This is a genomic window from Streptomyces sp. KL116D (assembly GCF_030766975.1).
Classification (GTDB): Bacteria; Actinomycetota; Actinomycetes; order Streptomycetales; family Streptomycetaceae; genus Streptomyces; species Streptomyces longispororuber_A.
Map to the genome: position 1 here is coordinate 199,874 of NZ_JASERH010000057.1, position 19,684 is coordinate 219,557.

Annotated in this window: 22 protein-coding genes and 4 pseudogenes; 9 read left to right on the forward strand and 17 right to left on the reverse strand. The window is 70.5% G+C overall.

Annotated features, from left to right (window positions below):
• The first annotated feature begins 56 nt into the window (after positions 1-56).
• Positions 57-692: a hypothetical protein gene (locus RBJ77_RS23005; protein ID WP_372346757.1), complete on the forward strand. Its 636-nt coding sequence runs from the start codon at positions 57-59 to the stop codon at positions 690-692.
• A 138-nt stretch (positions 693-830) separates the two neighbouring features.
• Here the strand turns inward: RBJ77_RS23005 and RBJ77_RS23010 are convergent, their stop codons facing one another.
• From RBJ77_RS23010 to RBJ77_RS23040, 7 genes are all read right to left on the reverse strand, one after another.
• Complete coding sequence (locus tag RBJ77_RS23010) at positions 831-1,718, reverse strand: alpha/beta fold hydrolase (RefSeq protein ID WP_372346758.1); 888 nt, start codon at positions 1,716-1,718, stop codon at positions 831-833.
• A 49-nt stretch (positions 1,719-1,767) separates the two neighbouring features.
• Positions 1,768-3,117, reverse strand: coding sequence for a cytochrome P450 (locus RBJ77_RS23015; RefSeq protein WP_372346759.1), 1,350 nt, complete (start codon positions 3,115-3,117; stop codon positions 1,768-1,770).
• A gap of 44 nt (positions 3,118-3,161) precedes the next feature.
• Positions 3,162-3,683 (reverse strand): terpene synthase family protein, encoded by a 522-nt coding sequence (locus tag RBJ77_RS23020; protein ID WP_372346760.1) that lies wholly within the window; start codon positions 3,681-3,683, stop codon positions 3,162-3,164.
• 1,730 nt (positions 3,684-5,413) lie between these two features.
• The gene (locus RBJ77_RS23025) at positions 5,414-6,028 is read right to left on the reverse strand and encodes a hypothetical protein (RefSeq protein ID WP_372346761.1); all 615 of its coding nucleotides are present in this window, start codon (positions 6,026-6,028) and stop codon (positions 5,414-5,416) included.
• The gene (locus RBJ77_RS23030; RefSeq protein WP_372346762.1) at positions 6,025-6,330 is read right to left on the reverse strand and encodes a hypothetical protein; all 306 of its coding nucleotides are present in this window, start codon (positions 6,328-6,330) and stop codon (positions 6,025-6,027) included. The genes RBJ77_RS23025 and RBJ77_RS23030 overlap by 4 nt, the downstream gene beginning before the upstream one ends.
• Before the next feature lie 343 nt (positions 6,331-6,673).
• Complete coding sequence (locus RBJ77_RS23035) at positions 6,674-6,820, reverse strand: hypothetical protein (RefSeq protein ID WP_372346763.1); 147 nt, start codon at positions 6,818-6,820, stop codon at positions 6,674-6,676.
• Positions 6,817-7,344: a cytochrome P450 gene (locus tag RBJ77_RS23040; RefSeq protein WP_372346887.1), complete on the reverse strand. Its 528-nt coding sequence runs from the start codon at positions 7,342-7,344 to the stop codon at positions 6,817-6,819. Before RBJ77_RS23040 ends, RBJ77_RS23035 begins: the two co-directional genes overlap by 4 nt.
• A 125-nt stretch (positions 7,345-7,469) precedes the next feature.
• On the opposite strand from RBJ77_RS23040, the gene RBJ77_RS23045 reads away from it, so the two are divergent.
• Both RBJ77_RS23045 and RBJ77_RS23050 read left to right on the forward strand, forming a co-directional pair.
• Positions 7,470-7,652, forward strand: a complete 183-nt coding sequence (locus tag RBJ77_RS23045) for a hypothetical protein (protein WP_372346764.1) — start codon at positions 7,470-7,472, stop codon at positions 7,650-7,652.
• A 288-nt stretch (positions 7,653-7,940) separates the two neighbouring features.
• Positions 7,941-8,168 (forward strand): hypothetical protein, encoded by a 228-nt coding sequence (locus tag RBJ77_RS23050; protein WP_372346765.1) that lies wholly within the window; start codon positions 7,941-7,943, stop codon positions 8,166-8,168.
• Positions 8,169-8,178: 10 nt separating this feature from the next.
• Here RBJ77_RS23050 and RBJ77_RS23055 read toward each other — a convergent pair whose 3' ends face one another.
• The 3 genes and pseudogenes from RBJ77_RS23055 to RBJ77_RS23065 all read right to left on the reverse strand — a co-directional run bounded on the left by RBJ77_RS23055 (position 8,179) and on the right by RBJ77_RS23065 (position 9,174).
• Complete coding sequence (locus RBJ77_RS23055; RefSeq protein WP_372346888.1) at positions 8,179-8,439, reverse strand: 3-oxoacyl-[acyl-carrier-protein] synthase III C-terminal domain-containing protein; 261 nt, start codon at positions 8,437-8,439, stop codon at positions 8,179-8,181.
• Between the two features lie 254 nt (positions 8,440-8,693).
• A pseudogene (locus tag RBJ77_RS23060) lies at positions 8,694-8,819 on the reverse strand (hypothetical protein); the annotation flags it as partial.
• 184 nt (positions 8,820-9,003) lie between these two features.
• On the reverse strand, positions 9,004-9,174 hold the full coding sequence (locus RBJ77_RS23065; protein WP_372346766.1) for a hypothetical protein: 171 nt from the start codon (positions 9,172-9,174) through the stop codon (positions 9,004-9,006).
• A gap of 326 nt (positions 9,175-9,500) precedes the next feature.
• Between RBJ77_RS23065 and RBJ77_RS23070 the strand changes: the two are divergent.
• From RBJ77_RS23070 to RBJ77_RS23085, 4 genes and pseudogenes are all read left to right on the forward strand, one after another.
• A pseudogene (locus tag RBJ77_RS23070) lies at positions 9,501-9,885 on the forward strand (DUF4440 domain-containing protein).
• A gap of 533 nt (positions 9,886-10,418) precedes the next feature.
• Positions 10,419-10,691 (forward strand): annotated as a pseudogene (locus RBJ77_RS23075) (serine hydrolase); the annotation flags it as partial.
• 142 nt (positions 10,692-10,833) lie between these two features.
• The gene (locus RBJ77_RS23080; protein WP_372346902.1) at positions 10,834-11,142 is read left to right on the forward strand and encodes a hypothetical protein; all 309 of its coding nucleotides are present in this window, start codon (positions 10,834-10,836) and stop codon (positions 11,140-11,142) included.
• Positions 11,143-11,310: 168 nt separating this feature from the next.
• Positions 11,311-11,445 carry a hypothetical protein gene (locus tag RBJ77_RS23085; RefSeq protein WP_372343682.1) on the forward strand — a complete coding sequence of 45 codons (135 nt, stop codon included), beginning with the start codon at positions 11,311-11,313 and terminating at the stop codon, positions 11,443-11,445.
• 767 nt (positions 11,446-12,212) lie between these two features.
• Here the strand turns inward: RBJ77_RS23085 and RBJ77_RS23090 are convergent.
• The 3 genes and pseudogenes from RBJ77_RS23090 to RBJ77_RS23100 all read right to left on the reverse strand — a co-directional run bounded on the left by RBJ77_RS23090 (position 12,213) and on the right by RBJ77_RS23100 (position 15,091).
• Positions 12,213-12,377, reverse strand: coding sequence for a hypothetical protein (locus RBJ77_RS23090; protein ID WP_372346767.1), 165 nt, complete (start codon positions 12,375-12,377; stop codon positions 12,213-12,215).
• Positions 12,378-12,899: 522 nt separating this feature from the next.
• Positions 12,900-13,643, reverse strand: a complete 744-nt coding sequence (locus tag RBJ77_RS23095; RefSeq protein ID WP_372346768.1) for a hypothetical protein — start codon at positions 13,641-13,643, stop codon at positions 12,900-12,902.
• Positions 13,644-14,586: 943 nt separating this feature from the next.
• Positions 14,587-15,091 (reverse strand): annotated as a pseudogene (locus tag RBJ77_RS23100) (SigE family RNA polymerase sigma factor).
• Positions 15,092-15,372: 281 nt separating this feature from the next.
• Here RBJ77_RS23100 and RBJ77_RS23105 point away from each other — a divergent pair.
• The gene (locus RBJ77_RS23105; protein ID WP_372346769.1) at positions 15,373-16,503 is read left to right on the forward strand and encodes a polysaccharide deacetylase family protein; all 1,131 of its coding nucleotides are present in this window, start codon (positions 15,373-15,375) and stop codon (positions 16,501-16,503) included.
• Positions 16,504-16,972: 469 nt separating this feature from the next.
• Here the strand turns inward: RBJ77_RS23105 and RBJ77_RS23110 are convergent, their stop codons facing one another.
• A complete protein-coding gene (locus RBJ77_RS23110) occupies positions 16,973-17,308 on the reverse strand; it encodes a helix-turn-helix domain-containing protein (RefSeq protein WP_372346770.1) in 336 nt (111 codons plus the stop codon).
• The gene (locus RBJ77_RS23115) at positions 17,305-17,616 is read right to left on the reverse strand and encodes a helix-turn-helix domain-containing protein (RefSeq protein ID WP_372346771.1); all 312 of its coding nucleotides are present in this window, start codon (positions 17,614-17,616) and stop codon (positions 17,305-17,307) included. The genes RBJ77_RS23110 and RBJ77_RS23115 overlap by 4 nt, the downstream gene beginning before the upstream one ends.
• A gap of 89 nt (positions 17,617-17,705) precedes the next feature.
• Between RBJ77_RS23115 and RBJ77_RS23120 the strand changes: the two genes are divergently transcribed.
• Positions 17,706-17,858, forward strand: coding sequence for a hypothetical protein (locus RBJ77_RS23120; protein WP_372346772.1), 153 nt, complete (start codon positions 17,706-17,708; stop codon positions 17,856-17,858).
• Positions 17,859-18,742: 884 nt separating this feature from the next.
• On the opposite strand, the gene RBJ77_RS23125 is transcribed toward RBJ77_RS23120, so the two are convergent.
• On the reverse strand, positions 18,743-18,907 hold the full coding sequence (locus RBJ77_RS23125) for a hypothetical protein (RefSeq protein ID WP_372346773.1): 165 nt from the start codon (positions 18,905-18,907) through the stop codon (positions 18,743-18,745).
• Positions 18,904-19,494: a hypothetical protein gene (locus RBJ77_RS23130; RefSeq protein WP_372346774.1), complete on the reverse strand. Its 591-nt coding sequence runs from the start codon at positions 19,492-19,494 to the stop codon at positions 18,904-18,906. Before RBJ77_RS23130 ends, RBJ77_RS23125 begins: the two co-directional genes overlap by 4 nt.
• Between the last annotated feature and the right edge of the window lie 190 nt (positions 19,495-19,684).

Below are 19,684 nucleotides of genomic sequence, written 5' to 3' on the forward strand. Positions count from 1 at the left end.
CAGCCGGCCTCGCCGCGGCATCCACGTCCACATACTCATCCCCTGGGGGAACACCCATGTCCAACTTGCCCACCCTGCGCATCCGGACGGGCGCCTGCACCGCACTCGCCGTCGCCGCCCTCGCGGCGGGCACGGTCCTCACGGCGTCGGCCGCCGGCGCGGCGTCGAAGGCCGCCACGCCCACATTCCTGTCGGCGTCGCAGCTCCCGCCGCACCCGACGTCGTCGTGGACCGCCGGGCCGGTCACCGAAGGGTTCCCGGAGGCGCTCGGGACCTGCGTGAGCACGGAGGGCGTGCTCGACTACGACTACCGGCACCGGGAGTTCCGGACCGACCTGGACACCGGCGCCGTGCAGTTGACCGTCGTGACGGACACGGCCGCCCACGCCAAGGCCCTGGCCAAGCACTACGACGACCTGATCCGCACCTGCGCCGACCGCATCGAGCAGTCCTCGCCCGACGTCGAGGCCGAGGGCCGGGACTACGGCAAGCTGGCGGTCGAGGAGGGCGCTAGCGTCCGCGGCCTGCACACCGAGACGTCCTGGGGCGCCACCGACATCGCTCTGCTGTCGGTCGGGCGGGACAACAAGACCGTCACCGTCGTGCAGTGGGGACAGATGGGCGACTTCGACGACGCGCCCGTGGCCGCCTTCAAGAAGACCACGATCACGGCCGTCAACAAGCTGTACTGAGCGGGCGGTCACCGCGATGAGGCTGGGCCGTCCTCCCGCCACGGGGGTCGGGAGGACGGCCCCACGGCGCCCCACGGCCCCACGGCGCCACGGCGCCCCACGGCCCCACGGCGCCCCACGGCCTCACGGCCCACTGCCTCAGCAACTGCCGACGAACTCCAACAGGTCGGCGTTGAGCTGCTCCTTGTGCGTCATGAACAGGCCGTGGCTGGCGGTGGGGTACTCCTTGTACGTCGCGCCGGGTATCAGGTCGGCCGTGCGGCGGCCGGTCAACGCGACGGGCGCGGAGGAGTCGACCGTACCGTGGACGACCAGAGCGGGCACCGAGATCTTGCGCAGGTCCTCGCGATGGTCCTGGTGGAACATCGACTCGAACAGGGCGGCGCCCGCCCACGGTGAGGTGGCCAGGCACTGAGCGACGGTGTGGTCGATCGTCGCGGCGGACACGTCGTTGAGGTGGGTGGCGAACCACACCTGTGCCTGCCGGGCGAACCACTGGGGCCGGTCGGTGCGGAACGCCCGGAGGGTCGCGTGCAGGGCCGCCTCCGGGGCGCCGTCGGGATTGTCGGCCGTCGCCTTGAGGAACGGCAGGACGGTCGAGACGAAGACGGCGCCGGCTACGCGGTGTTCGCCGTGCCGGGCGAGGTAGCGGGAGATCTCCGCACCGCCGGCGGAATGGCCCACCAGGACGGCGTCCCGCACGTCGAGATGGTCCAGGAGAGCGGCGAGGTCATCGGCGCCGGTGTCCAGGTCGTACCCGCCCGACGGCCGGTCGGAGCGGCCGTGGCCGCGGCGGTCCACCGTGATGCAGCGGTACCCGTGCTCGACGAGGGCGGGCAGCTGGTACTCCCACATCTCCCCGCTCAGGGTCCAGCTGGCGGTGAACACGATGGGCCGGCCCTGACCGTGGTCCTCGTACGCCAGGCGGGTTCCGTCACCGGTCTCGAAGAACATCTCCACTCCCTTGGCTCGGTGCGCCGATCGTAGGATCCGGCCGGGCACGTCCTCCATTACGTGCGAGGTCATGCGCCGGCTTCCTCGGTCGCGGACGCGGACGTGGACGTGGAGGCGTTTCCTAGGCAGGGCTTCGCGGTTGTACCCGCATGCGGAGGCCCTTGAGGGAGAGTGTCAGGCCACAGGCCGGGCGGACCGTCGTGCCGGGCACGGGCTCGAACCGCCATGTCGCGGTGAGGGTTGCGAGAGCCAGGGTTGCTTCGGTCAGGGCGAAGGTGTCGCCGATGCACTTGCGGGCGCCCGCGCTGAAGGGGAGGGAGGCGTTGCGCGGGCTGAGGGTGCCGGTGCCCGTGGGTGCCCAGCGGTTCGGGTCGAAACTGTCCGGTTCGGGGTGGTGTTCGGGCAGATGGTGAACCAGGTACGGGCTGACGATGACGGTGCTTCCGCGGGGGATCACGTGCCCGGCAAGGCTCGCGTCACGGCTCGTGGTGCGGGTGAGCAGCCAGCCGGACGGGCGGAGCCGGAGGGTCTCGGTCAGGATGCGGCTGGTGTGTTCCAGGGCGGGCAGGTGCTCGTAGGCTGCCGGTCGGCCGGCCAGGACGGTGTCGACTTCTGTGTGGAGTTCGTAGGCGGTCTTGGGGTGTTGTGCGATCAGGTGCAGGGCCCAGGCGAGGAGACCTGCGGTGGTGTCGGCGCCCGCGGCGAAGATGGTGATGATCTGGTCGCTGATCTCCTCGTCCGTGAGGCGGTCGGCGCTGCCGTCGGCCGTGGTGCCGCGCACGTCCAGGAGCATCGAGAGGATGTCCGCCCGCGGGGACGGGGCGGTCCGGCGGTGCTGGATGGCCTGGTCGAGGGTTCGGCGCAGGCGGGTGCGGGCGCGGTCGTAGCGGCGGTTGGCCGGGGTGGGGACGCGGTTGAGCACGGCGGGCACCACGCTGCGGCGGTAGATGCCTTCGAAGATGGTGAAGAGGTCTTCTACCAGGTGGCCCATGGCCTCGGTGGGCAGCGCGTCGGTGAAGATCGCCTCGGCTGTGATGCGGGTCGTGAGCGCGGTGAGTTCGGGCACCACGTCGATGACCTGGCCGCTGTGGAGGCCGTCGGCGAAGGCCGTGATGCGGGCGGTCATCATCTCGGCGTAGCCGGGCATGCGGCTGACGTGGAAGGCGGGTTGCACCAGGCGGCGCTGGCGTCGGTGCCTGCTGTGGGGGCAGGTGCCCAGTCCGTCGCCGACGGACTCACGGGCGCGGTCGAACAGGAGGCCGCCCTTGTCGAAGGTCCGGTCGTCGACGAGGACTTCGCGGGTCAGGTCGGCGGTGCACACCACATAGGCGCGCTGGGGCCCGACCTGGATCTGTACGACGTCGTCGAGCGCGGGCAGGCGGTTCAGGAAGGTGAGTGGGTCGCGCAGCAGGGGCAGGGCGTGGCCGAGGAGGGGCAGGGCCCCCGGGGCCTGTGCGGTGGTTCTGGTCATCGTGGTCTTCCAGTCGTGTCGGGGCAGGGGGTGAGCTGCGCCCGTCAGCACGGCACAGGGGCGGTCAAGCGGTCGAGCATGCGCTCAGCGCCGGGGAATCGCGTGGCGGCGAGGTCGCGGTAGGCACGCAGGTCTCCGCCGACGATCGCCCGCAGGACCGTCACGAGCGGGCCCGTGGGCGCGTGGGCCAGGGTGTCCGCCAGCTTCCGGTAGCGGATCACGGCCTCGTCGACGGCCTCGTCCAGCGTGCAGCCGGAACGGGCGGCGCGGTACAGGACGTAGTTGGAGGTGGTGTAGGCGCCTTCGGCGTGCGGGTGTCGTTCCTTGTCCAGGGACACCAGATCGTTGCCGAGGTAGATCGCTTCCACGGCCGCGTCGACGAGGTCCTGGCCGTCGGTCATCGACAGGTCGCGCAGGCCGCGCCAGCAGTCGATGTAGACGGCGGCGGCGACGGTCGTCATGCGCAGGGCGTGGAACGAGCCCGGTGACATGGTCGCCGCGTCGTGCTCCCCCTCGGTCGCGGTGGCCGCGCAGAGGCCGGCGATTCCCTGGGCGACGGGGAGCACCGGTACTCCTTGCCGGGACAGGTCGTCGAGCAAGGCGGCATGGAGTGCCCCGAGTTCGCCGGCGGCCACCAGTTGCCTCGTCGAGGTGGCGGTGCAGAGGCGCTCCAGTTCGTGCGCTGGACCGTCGTCGACGCCGAAGTGAGAAGATCGCGAACTTGCCGACGGCGCGAGCTCTCGCGCGCGCGCGTCGCCGGGCAGCGCAGCAGAAGGAGGCGAAGGTGCGGCCGCGTAGAAGAAGCGACCGCTGGCGCGTGCCGCCCTCCCGGACCTGTGGTGCAGCGGCAGTGCCGCAGGGTCCGAGTCGAGGAGGTGGCACGGCGAGCGCCCGGCGCGTGGGGTCGGGAAGGTGTTCCAGGTACGGGGCGAGGGCTTGGTCGTTCATCAGCGCGATGTCCTCGTTGGCGCAGGGCTGCAGGCACGCAGTGCGAAACCGTGGTGAGGTGGGCGGAGCCGAAGTGACACGGGGACGGCCCATGCGGAGGTAGGGGCGGGCCGGCCAGGCTCCGTCAGCACGTTGCAGGGCTGCGAGGCGTTCGCGGCGTTCGTGCGTCCTCGGTAGCTCCAGATTGGTCGCGGCGATCGTCAGCAGTGCAGGTCGAGCGGGTCGTCCGCGACCCGAGTTCGCGGCACGCCTGACGCAGCCGCCGGACGAGCCTCGCGGAGGCCGCGGGTGCCGCGGTGCAGGCGCGGGAGGCAGCGTGCGAAGGCTGCTGGGGAGGGGTACGTAGCGCGTCCCGCTATCTCGTGGCGAGCCGGAGCGGAGGTGGTCCTCACGTGGCCCCGGGTGGCTGCCGCGAGGTCCTGGCCCGATGGTCCTGTGAAGGCCGGTCAGATACACGGTGTGGAGGACGTTCGCGCTGACCACGGCAGTCTCTGCTTGCGGCCCGGGCCGCGGCGTGGGCTCGGCTCCGTCGTCCCAGTAGACCATCACGGCACCTGGGTGGAGGTGGGGTTCGGTGGCAGGTGCGGCCGCGCCGCTGAGGAGTTCGCGGGCCTGGTCGCACGCTGCCGGTCCGTCGAGCGCGTGGTGGCGGTGGAGAGCGGACAGGGCGACCGCGGTGCAGTCGGTGTCGGCGGCGAACTCCGGCACCGCGGGGAAGAAGCCGGTAGCGGCTGCGCCGCCGGCACCTTCGGACCTGCTGGAGCATGGCGTCCTTGAGGCAGGCGGCCCGGCCGGGGAGGGTAAGAGGTGGGCCAGCACGCGACCACCATGGCGCTGAAGGCCTCGTCGTCGTCAGGTCCAGGCCGATGTCCAGGCCGGTGCCGACGCGGATCCGGGCGCGGGCCTCCTGCCTCCGAAGGGGCAGAGGTGAACTCGGTGTCCTCGGCGAAGGCGGCACCGGGGATCGGTGCCGTTCGCCTCCCGGCACAGAGTAGTCCCATGCCGCTGCACCAGCCGCGTCCTGCGGCGCGCGGGCGCGATATGCCGTGGTCATCGACGCGTCCGCTCCCGTGTGCCGCCGCCTCGTGGGGCACGGCTCCGCTGAGCTTGCTCGAGGTCGTCGACGGCGCGGGTCCACAGGGCGGTCAGGGTGTCGTGGCCGGCCAGCGTGTCGTACGTGTGGAAGGCGACGCACATCCGGTCGCGACTAGCTGGACCACGCCGCGAACAGGCTGCCGCGGCGGCCAGACCATCAGCGGGTAGACGCCCTCGGCGGCGACGTGAAGGTGAGCGGCACCGGGAAGGGCACGTCGGACACGCACTGGCGGCGCGTGCCGGGGGTTGAGGGTCAGGTGCACGCCCAGTTGGGCGCACCAGTAGGGCAGCCGTTGGTAGGGCAGCGCTGCCGGTGGCGTACCTGCCTCAGGCGCGCGGGCGTGAGCTGGCCGCGCAGCTTCTCCAGCCGGTCCAGCGGAGTCGCGTCACCGCGCGGGAGGTCGAGGTAGGTGACGCCTGCCCAGTTCCCGAGGAGGGGTGCGCCCGGGTGGCGAAGGCTGACACCCATGCCCGTCCGCAGGCTCCGGTCAGGTCCTGTCCAGTCCTCCGGGTGCCAGTCGCGCAGTACGGAGGCGAGCGCGGCGAGGCAGATCTGGTTGAGGACGCGCCGGTGGAGCGGCTGATGGCCCGCAGCCGGTCGAGTCCGGTGTCGACGGTGTGGGCGACGCGTCGCCCGTCCAAGGGCCGTCCAACGGCGACCACCGGCCCACCGGCGCAGCAGCGGCAGCATGTCGGCGCCGAGACCGAGGTCGGAGCCGGACCGGGCGGGCGGCGGCGTGAGGCACTGCCTCACCATGGTGGTGGGCGGGCCGAAGAGGGCGCGCAGGGACCGCATTCCGGCCAGCCCGTCCTGGAAGGCGTGATGGGAGCGGTAGCCCAGTCCCCATCCGTCGGGGGTACTGATCAACCACAGTCCCACAACGGCCGTTCGGGATCGAGCTGCGGGGTGTGCATCGCCGTGACCATCGCGTCGGTCGCCGTGACCGCCGTCGTGTCCACGTCGATCCGGTGCAGAGTGCCGGCCGAGGTCAGAAGGCCCGGTCCGGCTCCCAGGCGGTGCCGGGTCGTACCGGCCGCTCGATAGGTCAGTTCGACCAGGGGCAACCGCTCGGCCACGTGCGCGGCGAGCTCACTCAGGGACGGCGCCGGTCCGGGAAAGGTCAGCACCACGCCGATGTGCATGGCGTTGCCGCCGACACGGCGGGCCATGCTGAGTAGACGGTGCGGTCGATCGCGGTCTGCGGGATGCTCGGGCGGATGCCCGCGTCACAGCCGGGGGCTGGTCACGGCGGTACTCCGGGGAGTCTTGGCGAGGGGTTCGCGGGGCGGTGAGAGGTGGACGGAAACGCGGTGGTGAACGGAAGCGCGGTGGCGGTGGACCTGGCGGTCACGACCTAGGGTGGGCAGCCTGGCGTCCACGAGCACCGGCAGGGAGCCGGGGGCCAGGACACCGCAGCGGCGCGGCCTTGGACGACCGTGTGGGAAGGGGGCGCAGGTGCCAGCGGGACACCAGGAAGCCAGCGCCAGCGTGGCCTCCGCCAGACCGAAGGCCTCACCGATGCACTTGTTCGCTCCCAGGCCGAAGGAGCAGGTACGCCTCTCGGTGCGGATGTCCGTTCTGCCAGCGGTCGGGATCGAACGCGGCCGCGTCCGGGAAGAAGTCGTCGCGCCGGTGAATGACGTACGGGCTGCAGATCACCGTGCTGCCCAGGGCGAGCTGCTCCCGGCCAGCTCCACGGGTTCGACGGTGGTGCGCGTGATGGCCCAGGCCGGCGGATACAGGCGCAGCACCTCCTGGACCACACGGTGTGTGAAGGTCAGATCCGGCAGGTCGTCCCAGGTGGCGATGGAACCGCCCAGCACCGTGTCGGCCTCGGTCTGCAGCCGGCCGAGAACGTCCGGGTGGGACCCGAGCAGCTGCACGCACCAGGCCAGGGCCGAGGACGTGGTCTCCGCCCCGGCGAGCACCAGGAGGGCGACCTGGTCGCACAGTTCGTGGTCGGAGAGCGGCCGGCCGTTGTCGTCGCGTGCCGCCAGGAGCAGAGGACAGGACGTCGTCCTGATCGACTCCGGCCGCCCGGTACTCGGCGATGATTCCGGAGACCAGTGCGCGCCAGCGCACCAGGAGCATCGTCGGTAGCGGCGTCGCCGGGTGAGGGCACGGCGTCCACGGCGGGCATCAGCACCCGCGTGTACACGCCGCGCAGGAAGACGTCGAGGCAGTCGCGCAGTTCTTCCGCGACGGGTGCGGGAAGTCGGAGGAGAACAGTGTCCGTACCGCGACCGCGGTGGTCAGCCGGAACATCTCGTCGACCGCGTCGACGACTTGTCCGCTGCGCCACCGGTCCGTGAGCGTCTCCACCTCGGCGCTCATCACCTGGGCAGCACCGTTCGAGGCGCTTGTGGTGGAAGGCGGGCTGGAGCACCCGGCGCTGCCCTCGGTGGTCGGCGCGCGGACACGAGGCGAGGCCGTTGCCGAGAGCGGCCCTGACCTTTTCGTAGAGCGGTCCCTCGCGGTCGAAGGCCCGTGAGTCGGTGAGACCCGCCGTACCAGTTCGGGGTGGCACAGCACGTACGCGTCGCGTAAGCCGATCCGTACCCGCACGATGTCCCCGTGGGCGGCAGTGAGTCCATGAACGCCAACGGGCGGCGGAACAGATCCGGCGGGTGGCCGACGACCGGCCATGCTCCGGGAGCCTGGCCGGCCCGCAGCGCCCCGGCTCCCGAGGGCGTCCGGCGCAGCTGGCGTCTCCCGGGCGGAGCATCGGTGCCCCGGGAGTCGCAGGCTCGCGCGGACCCGATCGGGATTTCTGATTCTCATGTCGGCTGCCCGCCGACGCCCGGCGCTCACCGAGCACGCCCACGATCGTCTCGATGCGGTCGAGGCCGCGCAGTTCGTCATCGCTCATGTCGACGCCGAAGTCGGTCAGCAGGCGCTCCGACAGTTCGACCAACGCGAGGGAGTCCAGGTCAGTTCGCTCAGTGTGTCCTGCGGCGAGACTCGTATCGGGGGCGAGCTCGCATGTCTGCGCGAGCAGCGTGAGTGAAGTCGTTCGCTCATGTGTCGGGTCGCCTCAGAGTTCGGGCCAGAGTGAAGATGTGGTGGACGCCCAGGTGAGGCCGGCTCCGAAGTGACGTGAGGATCAGCCGGTCACCCGCCTGGAACCGCCGGCGCTCCGCGGTGTGCGCCAGGAGCAGGGGACGGAGGCGGCGACGTGCGTGGCCGACCTCCGCGATGTTGGAAGGGAACTTCTCGCGCGGCATGTCCAGCCGCTGGGCGAGCGCGGTGAGGATGCGGGCGTTCGCCTGGTGAGCGATCGACCGCGGTCACCGAATCGGTGTCCCAGCCGGCGAGTTCGCACGCGGTGCGGCACGAGGCGCTCATGCGGCGCACCGCGTGCCGGCCACCGTGTTCGCGGCCTTCCATCCGCATGTAGGCCTGTTGCGACAGTGGCACCTGCCCGTGCGAGGATCTGCCGTGCACCCGGCGGGGACGTGGAGGTACTCCCGGCCGGTGCCGTCGCTGCCGAGGTCGAACGCTCCCGAGCGCGAGCCGTCGGGCGGCCCGCCTCGAGGACCACGGCACCCGCGCCGTCACCGAAGATCGGAGCGGTGTCCGGATCCGCCGCGTCGGTGAAGCCGCTGGCGGTGTCCTCGCGCCGGTGACGAGCACGCGGTTCGCCACTGCGCCGCTGCACAGCCAACCGTTCAAGACGACAGCAAGTGCGCTAGACGAAGCCGCTGCAGGCGGCAGTGACGTCCAGGGCAGCCACCGTGCCGATGCCCAGGCGCTCGCGCCACCACACGCGCTGTCGCCGGTACGAGGTGATCGGTACTGCTCGCCGCCAGGATCGGCGCTCTGCACCGCCCCGGGCGATCCGCTCAGCGCCCGACGGCCGGCCTCGACGGCCACGCGGCTCCCTGTCGAGCAGCCCCGGAGACATGCCGGCGTTCACGGATGCCCGTGCGCTGCTCGATCCATTCCGGCGAGACACCGAGCTTCTCGGCGAGGTCGCCGTTGGTCACCACCGTCTCCGGCAGACAAGCGCCCATGGCGCGGACCACTCCTGCCGGAGCACGCCCTGTTCCGACGTCACTTCACTGCCTCTCCGCCGTGCGGTCGAGCCGTTTGCCGACGCCAAGCACCGGAGAGGAGAACGATCATGAACGGAGGTGGTTATGCAGAAATATCGGTTTCACCCGCGAGTGGATGTGCAGGCCGGCGATCCGCAGGCACCACCGGTCTGCAGTCACCACGGGCTCGATCCTGCCCGATCGGGCTCGTTCCGGCATCGGATCGGGAGCCGAGGGTCGGGAGCCGAGCCGTTCGCGGGAACTCGGTTGCGAGGGGCGTGGCCACCTGCGCGAAGATCGCCTGGATGAGCCAGGAGACGGATGAGGTACGCGAAGTGATCGCGGGCGAGCTGCGGCTGATGGACCCCGTGTGCGCATGTCTCGTTCGCTCGCCCGGGAGCTGCTCGACCCGGAGTTCGTCGAGGTCGGCGCGTACGGGGCGGCGGTGGACGTACGACGAGATGCTGGCCGCGCTGCCCGGAGCTGGACGGTGCGGCGGAGAGCGGTCGCGCTACGAGCCTCGGACTTCGTGGGTGTGGTGCTGGCGCCCGGACTGGTGCACCTCACCTTCGAGACCACGCTGGACGGGGACCGGGCACGGCGGAGTTCGCTCTGGCGCAAGCAGGTGCGGACGCGACGTGGCGGATGTACCACCACCAGGCCACCCCCATCCCGCCCGACAGCATGTGAGGGCACTGGTAGCGGACAACCCAGCAGGGGCGCGCGCCCGTGACGCCACATCCACATCCCGTATATCCCGTGCACGGAACCCACACCAGCCACCACCTTGCATGCATGCTCACGTGACAGCTTTACGCTCGGCCGCTCCGCGAGCTCCGCGACTGAGCGGGGTTGCCGCCTGCAGACATGAGTGAGGGTGCGGTTCGGATGCGACGACTGTTGGGACGAATCGCCCTGACGTGCGCGATGCTGGCCGGCGCCGCCGTGGTGCCCGCCGGCTCGGCCTCGGCCACCGCCGCACCGAAAGTGTGCGGGACCCCGTCGGCCTCGGACTCGTCGGACTCCTTCCCACCGCCGACCCGACGCAAGAGAACCTCGACGCCGCACAGTTGAAGGCCGCCGCTGACCATGCTGAGCGTGCGGCTGCGCCATGATCCGTTCAGGTCTTCCGCAACAACTGCCTCGTGGCGACGGGTCCGCTCGACACCGTCGGCGGGTCGCTGCACAACAACCTCTGGAGCGTGACGAAGTCGGTCGTCTCGATGCTGACGGGCATCGCCGTCGACCAGGGGAAACTGCACCTCGACGATCCCATCGACCGCTACCTTCCCCACGGCCGCGGGTGGGGTGACGCCGCGCACCGCGCGATCACCGTACGCCAGCTCCTGACACAGACCAGCGGCCTGCGGCAAGCCATCCTGTCCGAAGCCGCGACGACGGGAACGGATCCCCATCTCGCGCAGGAGGCGCTCTCCCAGCCGTTCGTGCACGAGCCGGGCACCACGTTCCAGTACAGCCAACTCGGCCCCGCCCTCCTGGCCTACGTCGTGCGGCGCGCCGTCGACCAGGACCTCGTGGCCTTCGCGCAGCAGCAGCACTTGTTCGACCGATCGGTATCAAGCCCGGCAGCTACTTCTGGCTGCGCGACCGGTCAGGAAACGCTACGGCTACGCCCACTTGTTCCTCACACACCGCCAACTCGCCCGGCTCGCCCTGCTGATGAGCAACAACGGCCGCTGGAACGGATCGCAGATCGTATCCGCCTCGTACGTCGCCGCGGTCAGCGAACCGACCCCCACCAACGGCTGTTACGGACTGCTGTTCTGGACCAACCGCGGCAAGCCGTGCACCGGAGCGGACATCCCCGCCGCCCAGACACTGCAACGCCACGCCGTTCCCTCGGCGCCGGCCGATCACCTACGAGATGAACGGCACCGGCGGCCAGCTCGCGATCATGATCCCCAGCCTGCACATCGACGGTGGTGACCACCGGATACTTCGGCAGCCCGTCCCTGGACCCACCGGTTCTGCTCGGATCGGCACCCGACGAGATGCAATGGACGTTCTTCCGGGCCTTGATGGCCGCCGTCGAGGACACGCACGTCCCCGACCCCGGGCTATCCCGGCGACCCCATCGATCTGGACGTGAATCCCATGAACTACCTGGATCCCGGCGTCCTGCTCAGTGACGCGATCACCAATCCGTACTGCAACCTCGTGTTCTGCAACGGGACCGTCCCCACGAAGGGGCTGCTCCAGAACCTGCGATCCCTTCCGGGGCTGCTGTAGTTGCTGGTTACTGGTCACTGAGCTACTTCCGCGACGCCCACGTCCTGCCAACAGCTGCTACGAGAAACCGAGTTCAAGCTCATTGTCATTGGCTGAACGACACGATGCCGAGCGCAGTGGTGGTCGCGCCCATGAGCAGCGCGCCGAGCGGTATCCCCCACGAATGTATGCGCGGATACCGACCCGGAGGGTAGAGGTAGAGCGGGTCCTCCGGGTCGTAGTCAAGGGTGACGAACTGCCCGACTCTGAAGGTTCGGTCGCCGAACTTCTCCGGGCGGCCCGCAGGCCATTCACCACCGCGATGAGGTAGCGAAATCGCCCCTTCTCATCAACCGCGCGAAACCTGTACTCGGTCCCGTGCGGCATGTTGATCGACGACAGAATCTCGACCCTCCGGGTCACCTTCCTGCGGTAACCACGCCAGTTCATCAGCGCTATCGCCACACCCCTAGCCCATGGCCCCGACACCACAGACAATCAGGGCGACTTGATACACGATCCCTGGAATCACGACATCCCTCCGATCCGACACCCAAGGCGATCCGACCGTTCCTTCCCGTTCCTTCCAACGCGGCTTCAGCAGCAGACCTCAGAGGAAGACGCGCGCCAACTCCAGCCACTTCTGCGCGTCATCGCCGGTCGCCGTCAGATCGGTCCCGAGCAAGGGCGACGCCGGGTGACGCACAGGCAGAAGTCCATGGCGCTGCCCTGTACTCGTTGGGCGGCCGTCTCGGGGCCCTACACCCAGGTCTGTCCGTCAGGTGCTGTCAGCTCGACGCGGAAGCGGCTGCCGGCTCAGGCGGTCCGACGGCGGCGAAGGACAGCGCGCGTCCCAGCACTCCCAGCAGCGCCACGTGCCGCAGCCGATCGGTCGGCGGGTGCGTCACGCCCACCGCGTCGAAGACGTCCTGCCCGTGTGCCCAGGTCTCCATCAGACGAAGGGAGCACCATCAGGGCCGGGGTCACCTTCGACATGTACCAGGGGAAGGCGTGGTCCCAGGGCGTGTCGCGCAGCGCCGCCGCGAGTTCCGCCCGACCGGTCCGCCACTCCTCCAGGAGCACCGACCGAGGTGTGGGCCGCCGCGCCCGCCGCTGCGGCCATGTCGGCGTGTCCGCCGCCTCGGCTTCCGCCCGCTCAAGCTCGACGGTGAACGCATCCGGAGTGCGCAGGGCGCTGAGTACATTGGCGTCCGACCACGCGAGAGTGAGCCACCTGGTGGGCGACCGTCCAGCCCGTCGCGGGTGTGGGTAAGCGACCAGTCGTCAACTGCCGTGACTCAGGACGTCGAGACCATCGCCCTCGGCCACCAACGCGGCCAGGACACCGGCGTCATCCACATCGGGGACGGCGAGGTTGTAGTTCAACATGTACGCCATGATGCGCTCTTCGGTGAAGCGGCGGCGGGGCTCGTGAACTGGGATCGGCTCGGCAGAGCAGAAGGGCGCGTCGAGGCTCAGCGTCCGAGGGTCGTCTTGTCCCCCATCACGACCACCGGTCGGCTCTCCTTGTCCAGCCAGCGCAGCAGTTCGCGCATCCGCGGCTTGGGAGAGTGACGCAGCCCTGGGTGGGGCCGCCGTGGTCCACGTGGAACCAGATGCCGCCGCCGCGGTTCATGCCCAGCGGGCGGGTCCAGTCCAGGGGGGTGGTGCCGGGCTTGCGGTTGTAGTTGATGGCGACGACGTAGTCGAAGGCGTCGCCCAGCGGCTCGCCCTCGGCGTTGGTGCCGTGCGCGACGAAGGCCGGGCCCGTGTCGTACGGCGAGCTCCGTTCCGGGGTTCGGTTCGTGGCCGCCCGCGTCCGTGAGACCGAAGACGCCGGAGGGTGCGCAGGTCGCCTGGACGTGGTGGGCGGTCCAGCCCTTGAGGGCGTTGCGGGTGGGCCAGGGGGTGCCGAGCCGTTGCCAGCCGGTGGTTGCGTCGCGGACGTAGCGCTGCGCCGTGCCGGTGGTGGCGTCGGCGCCGTCTCCCGTGACGACGATGGCCTGGCGGGTCGCGGCAGGTATGCGGGAGAAAGGGTTCTGGGCCCAGGCCCGGTATGTCCGTTGGGGCTGCTGCTTGTTCGGCCCGTACAGGGCTGGGGGCGGGGCGTGCTGGGCCTGGTCGCGAGGGTGGCGCGCGCGTGGTGAGTGCTGTCCGAGCAGCCGGTCAGGAGCAGGCCGGCGGCGAGCGAGCACCGCCAGGTAGGGGCGCGGCGGCATGGGTGTGTGCCTTCCGTGAGTCGTGAGTGCGGTGCTGTCGGTCGCAGGGGTGGAGGGTGCGGTGCTTGGGCGCGCGTGTCGTCGTGTAGGGCGGGTCGCGCGTGTAGGGCGCGTCGTACGTGTGACGCGTTCTGTTCGTTCTAGTGCGCGCTGTGGCTGCCGTTCGTACCCGGGTACGGGTACTCGCGTCGTCAGCCGTTCTTCTCGCTCGGTGTGATGCGGGCCGTGGCGAGGGCTTGGCGCAGGGCGTTCTCCAGTGGGGCCGCTCTGCCGTGGCGGGCCGTACGTGCAGAGCGAGACCACGCCGTCGCCGGGTGGGCGTCCGTCGCCCCGCCTACTGCGAACAGGCCGTAGAGCTCCCGCTTTGGCGCCGAGCGAGCGGCAGCAGGGGCCGAGCATCCTGGTGTCGAACCCGGCGGGCGTACGGATCTTCTTGTGGAGCGCGACACTGCGGTCGAGGGACACGGCCGCCAGCACGCTGCCGCCGCCGGTCGGCCGGTTCGGCGCAGGCCGCTCACGTCCGCCGGGCAGGTCGCGAACGGCTGCGGCAGGTCTTGTGAGGTCAGGTACGCCACCGGGCCCGCCTTGCCCCACATGCGGTCCTTGCGCGTGGCGGTCCCGTGCCAGCCGGGCGGCAGGCGCAGGGCCAGGCCGTCCAGTTCGGCGTGCGGAAGACGGTGCGGGCGCGGCCGCGGGCGGTGCGAACGACGGCCGGTGGGCGGGTCGCCGGGCAGCAGGAGCCGGCGGCGGCGATGCCCACGAGCGCCGTGGTTCCTGCCACGGCGGCCGCACGGCGGCGGCGACGGCGCCGGATCCGTCCGCGTACGCCCCGCATCCGGTCCTCCGATGCGGGCAGCCGCGGCACCTCGCGCCCAGGAACTCCCGCAGCGCACGCTCTTGGTCGGCTTGATCGTGGCTGCCGCGTGGTCGCCGGCGGCGTCACTCATCGGACGTCCTCACTGGCTGCGGCAATCACCGCCCGCAGCGCGCGCAGCGCCTTGACGCCTGGCTTTTGACCGTGCCCGGCGCGCAGCCGAGCACCTTGGCCGTCTCCTCGACACTGAGGTCCTCGAAGTAGCGCAGCACGACCACCGACCGCTGCCGCACCGGCAACGACCGCACGGCGGCCGCGAGGGCCTCCTCCTGTTCCAGCGCCCTCGTACACGCGCCGAACGAGGCGGCTCGATCCGGGAGTTCGCCGTGCGGGACCTCGCCCCGCCAGCGCCGCCGCCACCAGGAGGCATGCGTGTGGACGAGGGCCTGCGGATGTACGCCTCCGGCTCCCCGTCGGCGATCTTGTGCCACTTGGGCCACACGCGCGCGAGCACCGTCTGCAGCAGGTCCTCGGCGAGATGGGCGTCTCCCGTCAGCAGCCAGGCGACCCGCAGCAGCCTGGGGCCGCGGGCGTCGACGAACGCCTCGAAGTCGTCCGTGCGCCTCCCGCCCATTCCTCAACCGCCGTTCTCTTCTGCCTCATACTTGGCCAACTGGCTGGGCAATGCATCAGGTTGCCTCGTGGGAGGAACTTTCTGCGAGCCGAGCCGCCGGCCGAACGAACCGCCGCTGGTGGTCCGAATCTCTGGCTGCCGGTGGCGCCGCGGTTTGTCCGCGATCTTTCCCGGAATTGTCCGTGATCAGTAACGGATGGATCTTCTGAGCCGGAGCTCTCGTCCTGACGGATGGTCGCACGGTGACCAGGTCGACGAGGACTGCGCAAAAGGGGACGGACATGGCACGGCACGGCGAGCAGCGCGGCTGGTACGGCAAGTTGATCGGGGCGGCGCTCGGCGTGACACTGCGCCACGGGCGCCTCGGTGTGGACTGCGCAGGCCGGTGCCGCGAACGAGTCGTCGCCTCGGGAGAAGGCCCCCGTCTCCAGCGCGGCGTCAAGCGGGTCGCGGCGAGCATCGCGCACGCTTCCGATGCGGGTGAACGCGGCGTCAACATCACCATCGACGACGGCCCCGACCCCGTATGGACGCCCCAAGTCCTGGACGTGCTGCGGAGTACGGGAGTGAAGGCCACGTTCTGCATGGTGGGCACGCAGGCTCAGGCCCACCCCGACCTCGTGAAGAAGGTCGTCGCGGCCGGGCACCGGTTGTGCGACACACCGTGTCGCACGACACGACCATGGACAAGAAGCCCGAGTCCTACCAGTCGCGGCAGATCATGCGACGCCGAACGCATGATCACCAAGGCGTCCGGGGGCGTACGGCCGATGTACTACCGGGCCCCTCGGCGGAGCCGCTCACCCCCTACAGCCGTGACCTCGCCGCCTCCCGGGGCATGCGGCCGCTCGGCTGGAACGTGGACACCAAGGACTTCGAGCAGCCGGGCACCGACGCCATCGTCGCCACCGTCCAGGAAGAACTGCCCAACGGGCCGACGCTCCTCTTCCACGACGCGGGCGGCGACCGCACCCAGACCGCTCGAGGCCCTGCGCCGGCTGCTCAGCTCAAGCAGCAGGGCTACTCCTTCGGATTCCCGGTGCGCTGAACCACTGCGTCCTGCGGGGCGCCTCGGGAGACGTCGCGCACCGGCGTCTCCCCGTCGTCAAGCCGAAGAAGCCACCGTCCGGAGGAGTAGGAGTAGGAGTAGGGATAGGGGGAGGGGCTGGAGCTGGTGCGGGCGGAGTGGGGCGGGAGCGCTCGTCGTGAGCTCTGATCGTGCGCAGGATCGTCCCCATGAGCGGGAGCGTCGGCCCGCCCTGGTCCGCGGCCGGCCAACTCGGCTCCCGCACACGAAAGCGTGGCGCCGGCGCAACCCGCGGCGCGAACCAGTCGGTCGGGCCGGTCGGCGTAACAGCGCCTGGCGCAGCCGGAGTTGCGCCGACCGCGGTCGTGTCCGGCTGCTGCGGTGACCTGATGGATGCCGGCAATCGCAGATGCAGGGTCGGGACATCCGGGCCTGACGGCAGGGCCGGCGGCCTCGGCTTGCGGGGCCGCGGGCGGGGCGGCAGGCTTGACGGTGAGGGTGCCAGGACCGTGGGGCTGGCCCGAGGCGAGCGCTGTCCGTTCGGCGAGGCAGCTCCGGAGGTGCGGTGGGCTCGGCCACGGTGCCGCCGTTCGTCGCAGGCGGCGGAGCACACTGTTCGCACCGCCTCGCCGTCCAGCCTTGTGCGTCGTCGTAGCCCAGCGACGGGCGTCCGCAGTCAGGGCAGGACAGTTCGCCGCGGCGCTGTGCCTGGTCGACGAGAAGCTCGCGGGTCATGCGGACGGTGGGTTCCATCCGCGCGTCGGAGTCGGGGATGTGGACCAGCAGCTTGAGCCCGGGTTCGCGGCGCGCCGAGGCTTCCAGATCTCCCATCAGCTGCTGCAGATCGCGTGGCGTCACGGGGCTGTGCGTGTGAGGCGTTGGCGCAGACTCTTCTCCGTCTCCCGACGCAACTGGATGCTGCGCTGGTCGGCGTCGGCCCGGTCCCATGCCTTCTCCCAGTGGATGAGGTCCGTCGGGCGCGCGCCGAGGGCCTGGGCAAGGCTGCGGACCATCTCACGGCTGGGTGTGGTGCGTCCGTTCAGGATCCGGGCAACGGTGCTGTGCGGCAGGCGCCCCAGACCGTCGACCCGGGCGTCGAGGCTGCGCAGCGGCGGGCTCCCGTCGTCGTGGTAGAGGTGCACGATCGCGTAGTGCAACTCGGCGAAGTCCTTGACGACGCGGATGTTCACGCTGCCGGAGCGTCGTGGCCGGTCAGGGTACTGCGCGCCTGCGCCTCTTCCTTCCGCGCCTTCTTCCACAGTCCTTCGGCCTCCTTGCCGCTGAGGCCGCATGCCTCGGCGTAGGCGAGCACGACCTTCAGATTGCGTGGCACGCTCCGGCCGGACACGGCACGCGACAGTGTGTCCGGGCTGTACTCGGTACGTGCGGCCAGCTCGGCGTACGTGAGTCCTGCGGCCTCGCGACCGGCACGCAGCCAGGTCGCGAGGGCCTGCAGCGTCTTGCCGCACTGGGCCATCGGATTCTCGCTGCGCCCCATGGGAGTGGGTCAGCGGCCGGCGGGTGCACCGGCTGCGCGGCGCAGGCGGAGCAGCAGTTGCGCCGACCGCGCCGGCTTCGATGAGCAGGATGGTGATGCTGGCGAGGGGGAGACCGGCGCCGGCCAGGACGGCGGCGACGATGACGACCACGATGAGGATGCTGGCCTCGGTGCCGGTTAACGGGCGCGACGGGCATGCGGTGCAAGCGGAACTGGTCACGTTCAACTCTCTGTCGTTCTGATGGACTGCGGGCAACCGCACGTTCGCCGCCGGGTGGTTGCCGCCACCTGACGGTGAAGTGATGTTGCAGCATCCGGGCCGCTCTGACGAACCCCCCAAGGCGACTATCCGCAACCACGTCCCTGTGCGCAGTCGGCCGCCCAACCAGCCGCAAAGGCCGGTTCACACAGGTCAGACGCCACACACAGGCCGTGTTCCCGCAGTCGTGTCCCGACTTCACACCTGCTCGACCGAGCCCGGTCAGGAAAACCGCACCCGTGTCTCTGGGACAAGCGGGGTTCCGCGCTCACCGGAAGACCCTTCTGCGCTGGTCAGCGCAATCCGAGAGGTGAATCAGCAGTTCCGTCTCGTCCTTGACCTACGTACGGCCGATCACCGATCTTTGAGCACGAGCCTGCCGGCCTCGCCGTGCGGGCGCTCCGATGAACTGCGGGCTATCCAGTGATCGGAAACCACCGGGCAGCACTCGTTGCCGCGACCAGCTGCCAGGTTCCTGGCGCTGCCTACAGCGCCAGGAACCAGCCGGCGGAGTCCACCTCGCCCGCCTTGTCGACGATCGCGCTGAGGGTGGGTGAGGCTCGGCGGGCCACAGGCGTCCGAGCAGTTCCCTGCTCTTCTCCGCGAACTCCTCGTCGCCAGGATGCCCGCCCTGCGGGAGGTCGGCCAGCTTCTCGATCTGCGCGAAGACGTCCGGGGTCCGGGGGCGGCAGCGGTCGCAGCCGGGGCGGAGGGGGCGTGCTCGCGGCGGCGATGCCTCACGGACGGCGTCTGCCAGCGGGGCGAGGTGTCGTTCTTGATGATGCCCTGATCACCGCAAGTTGTTCCCGGACACGAACACCCGCAGCTCGCCCGTGACCATGCCGCTCTTGGTCTGCACCGAGCTGATCAGGCGCAGCGGAAGTCCTCCTTGGCCTGACTGACCAGACCGTGGAACAGGAACAGCAGCCGCAGGTCCGTGAGGACGAGGATGCCCTGCCGGTCCGCGTACGTGCCCTGGGCGATGAGCCGGACCTCCTCGCCGTCGTGCAGGTGCTCGGCGAGCTTCTTCAACTCGCGCCCGCCACCCAGCCGTGGTTGCTCATGCGCGCGGCGGCCGCCACGATGTCGGGGCGCTCGCCGCTCGGGTCGAGCTTCGCGGCCAGCTTCTCGCCCCGGTCCTCGCCGCCCTGCCTCCTGCCGCTCCGCGTTCTGCGCCTGCAGCGTGGCGCTCTTCTCCCGAGGCGCTGCGCGTAGGCGTCGAGCTTGCCGACGTGGTGGGTTTGCGGGTCGTCCGCGGCCGCGTACACTGGGCGCTGTCCAGGCCCTGGCTGCGGTTCATGGCGACCACCTTCTGCAGGAACGCGGCCAGCTCCGGAACGCTCCCTGCGCTGCTTGTGCCGGAACAGGACGGTGTTCGGGTCGGACGCCGCCGTGGTCGCCGTCAGCGCCGGCAGGGGCTCGCCACCGAAGGCAATCTGAGATGCCCTGTTGACCAGGCGTGACGCGTCCTTGAAGGCCACGTCCGAGACGGCCGCCAAGGGCAGCGTGCGAGCCGGGACGCGCTGACCGGACAGCTTGGCCGCCATCCCCTGCCGGAGGATCGTGATCGTGTGATCGTCGACTTCGATCCGCCCGGTGTAGCCGTCGTATGCACCCATCTGTCCATACTGCCACTGCAGATCCCCACGCACCGCCCCTGCCGGTGCGTCGGACGCCGTGAGGAAGGCGGGCGCCCCGATCGGGCGCCCGCACAAGATGCCGGTCACTCCCATCGCGACTCAGCCGGCAGTCACCGCGAAGCTCTGCGCAGCCGAGCCATCACACGTCCGCTGGGTGAGTTGTGTGCTG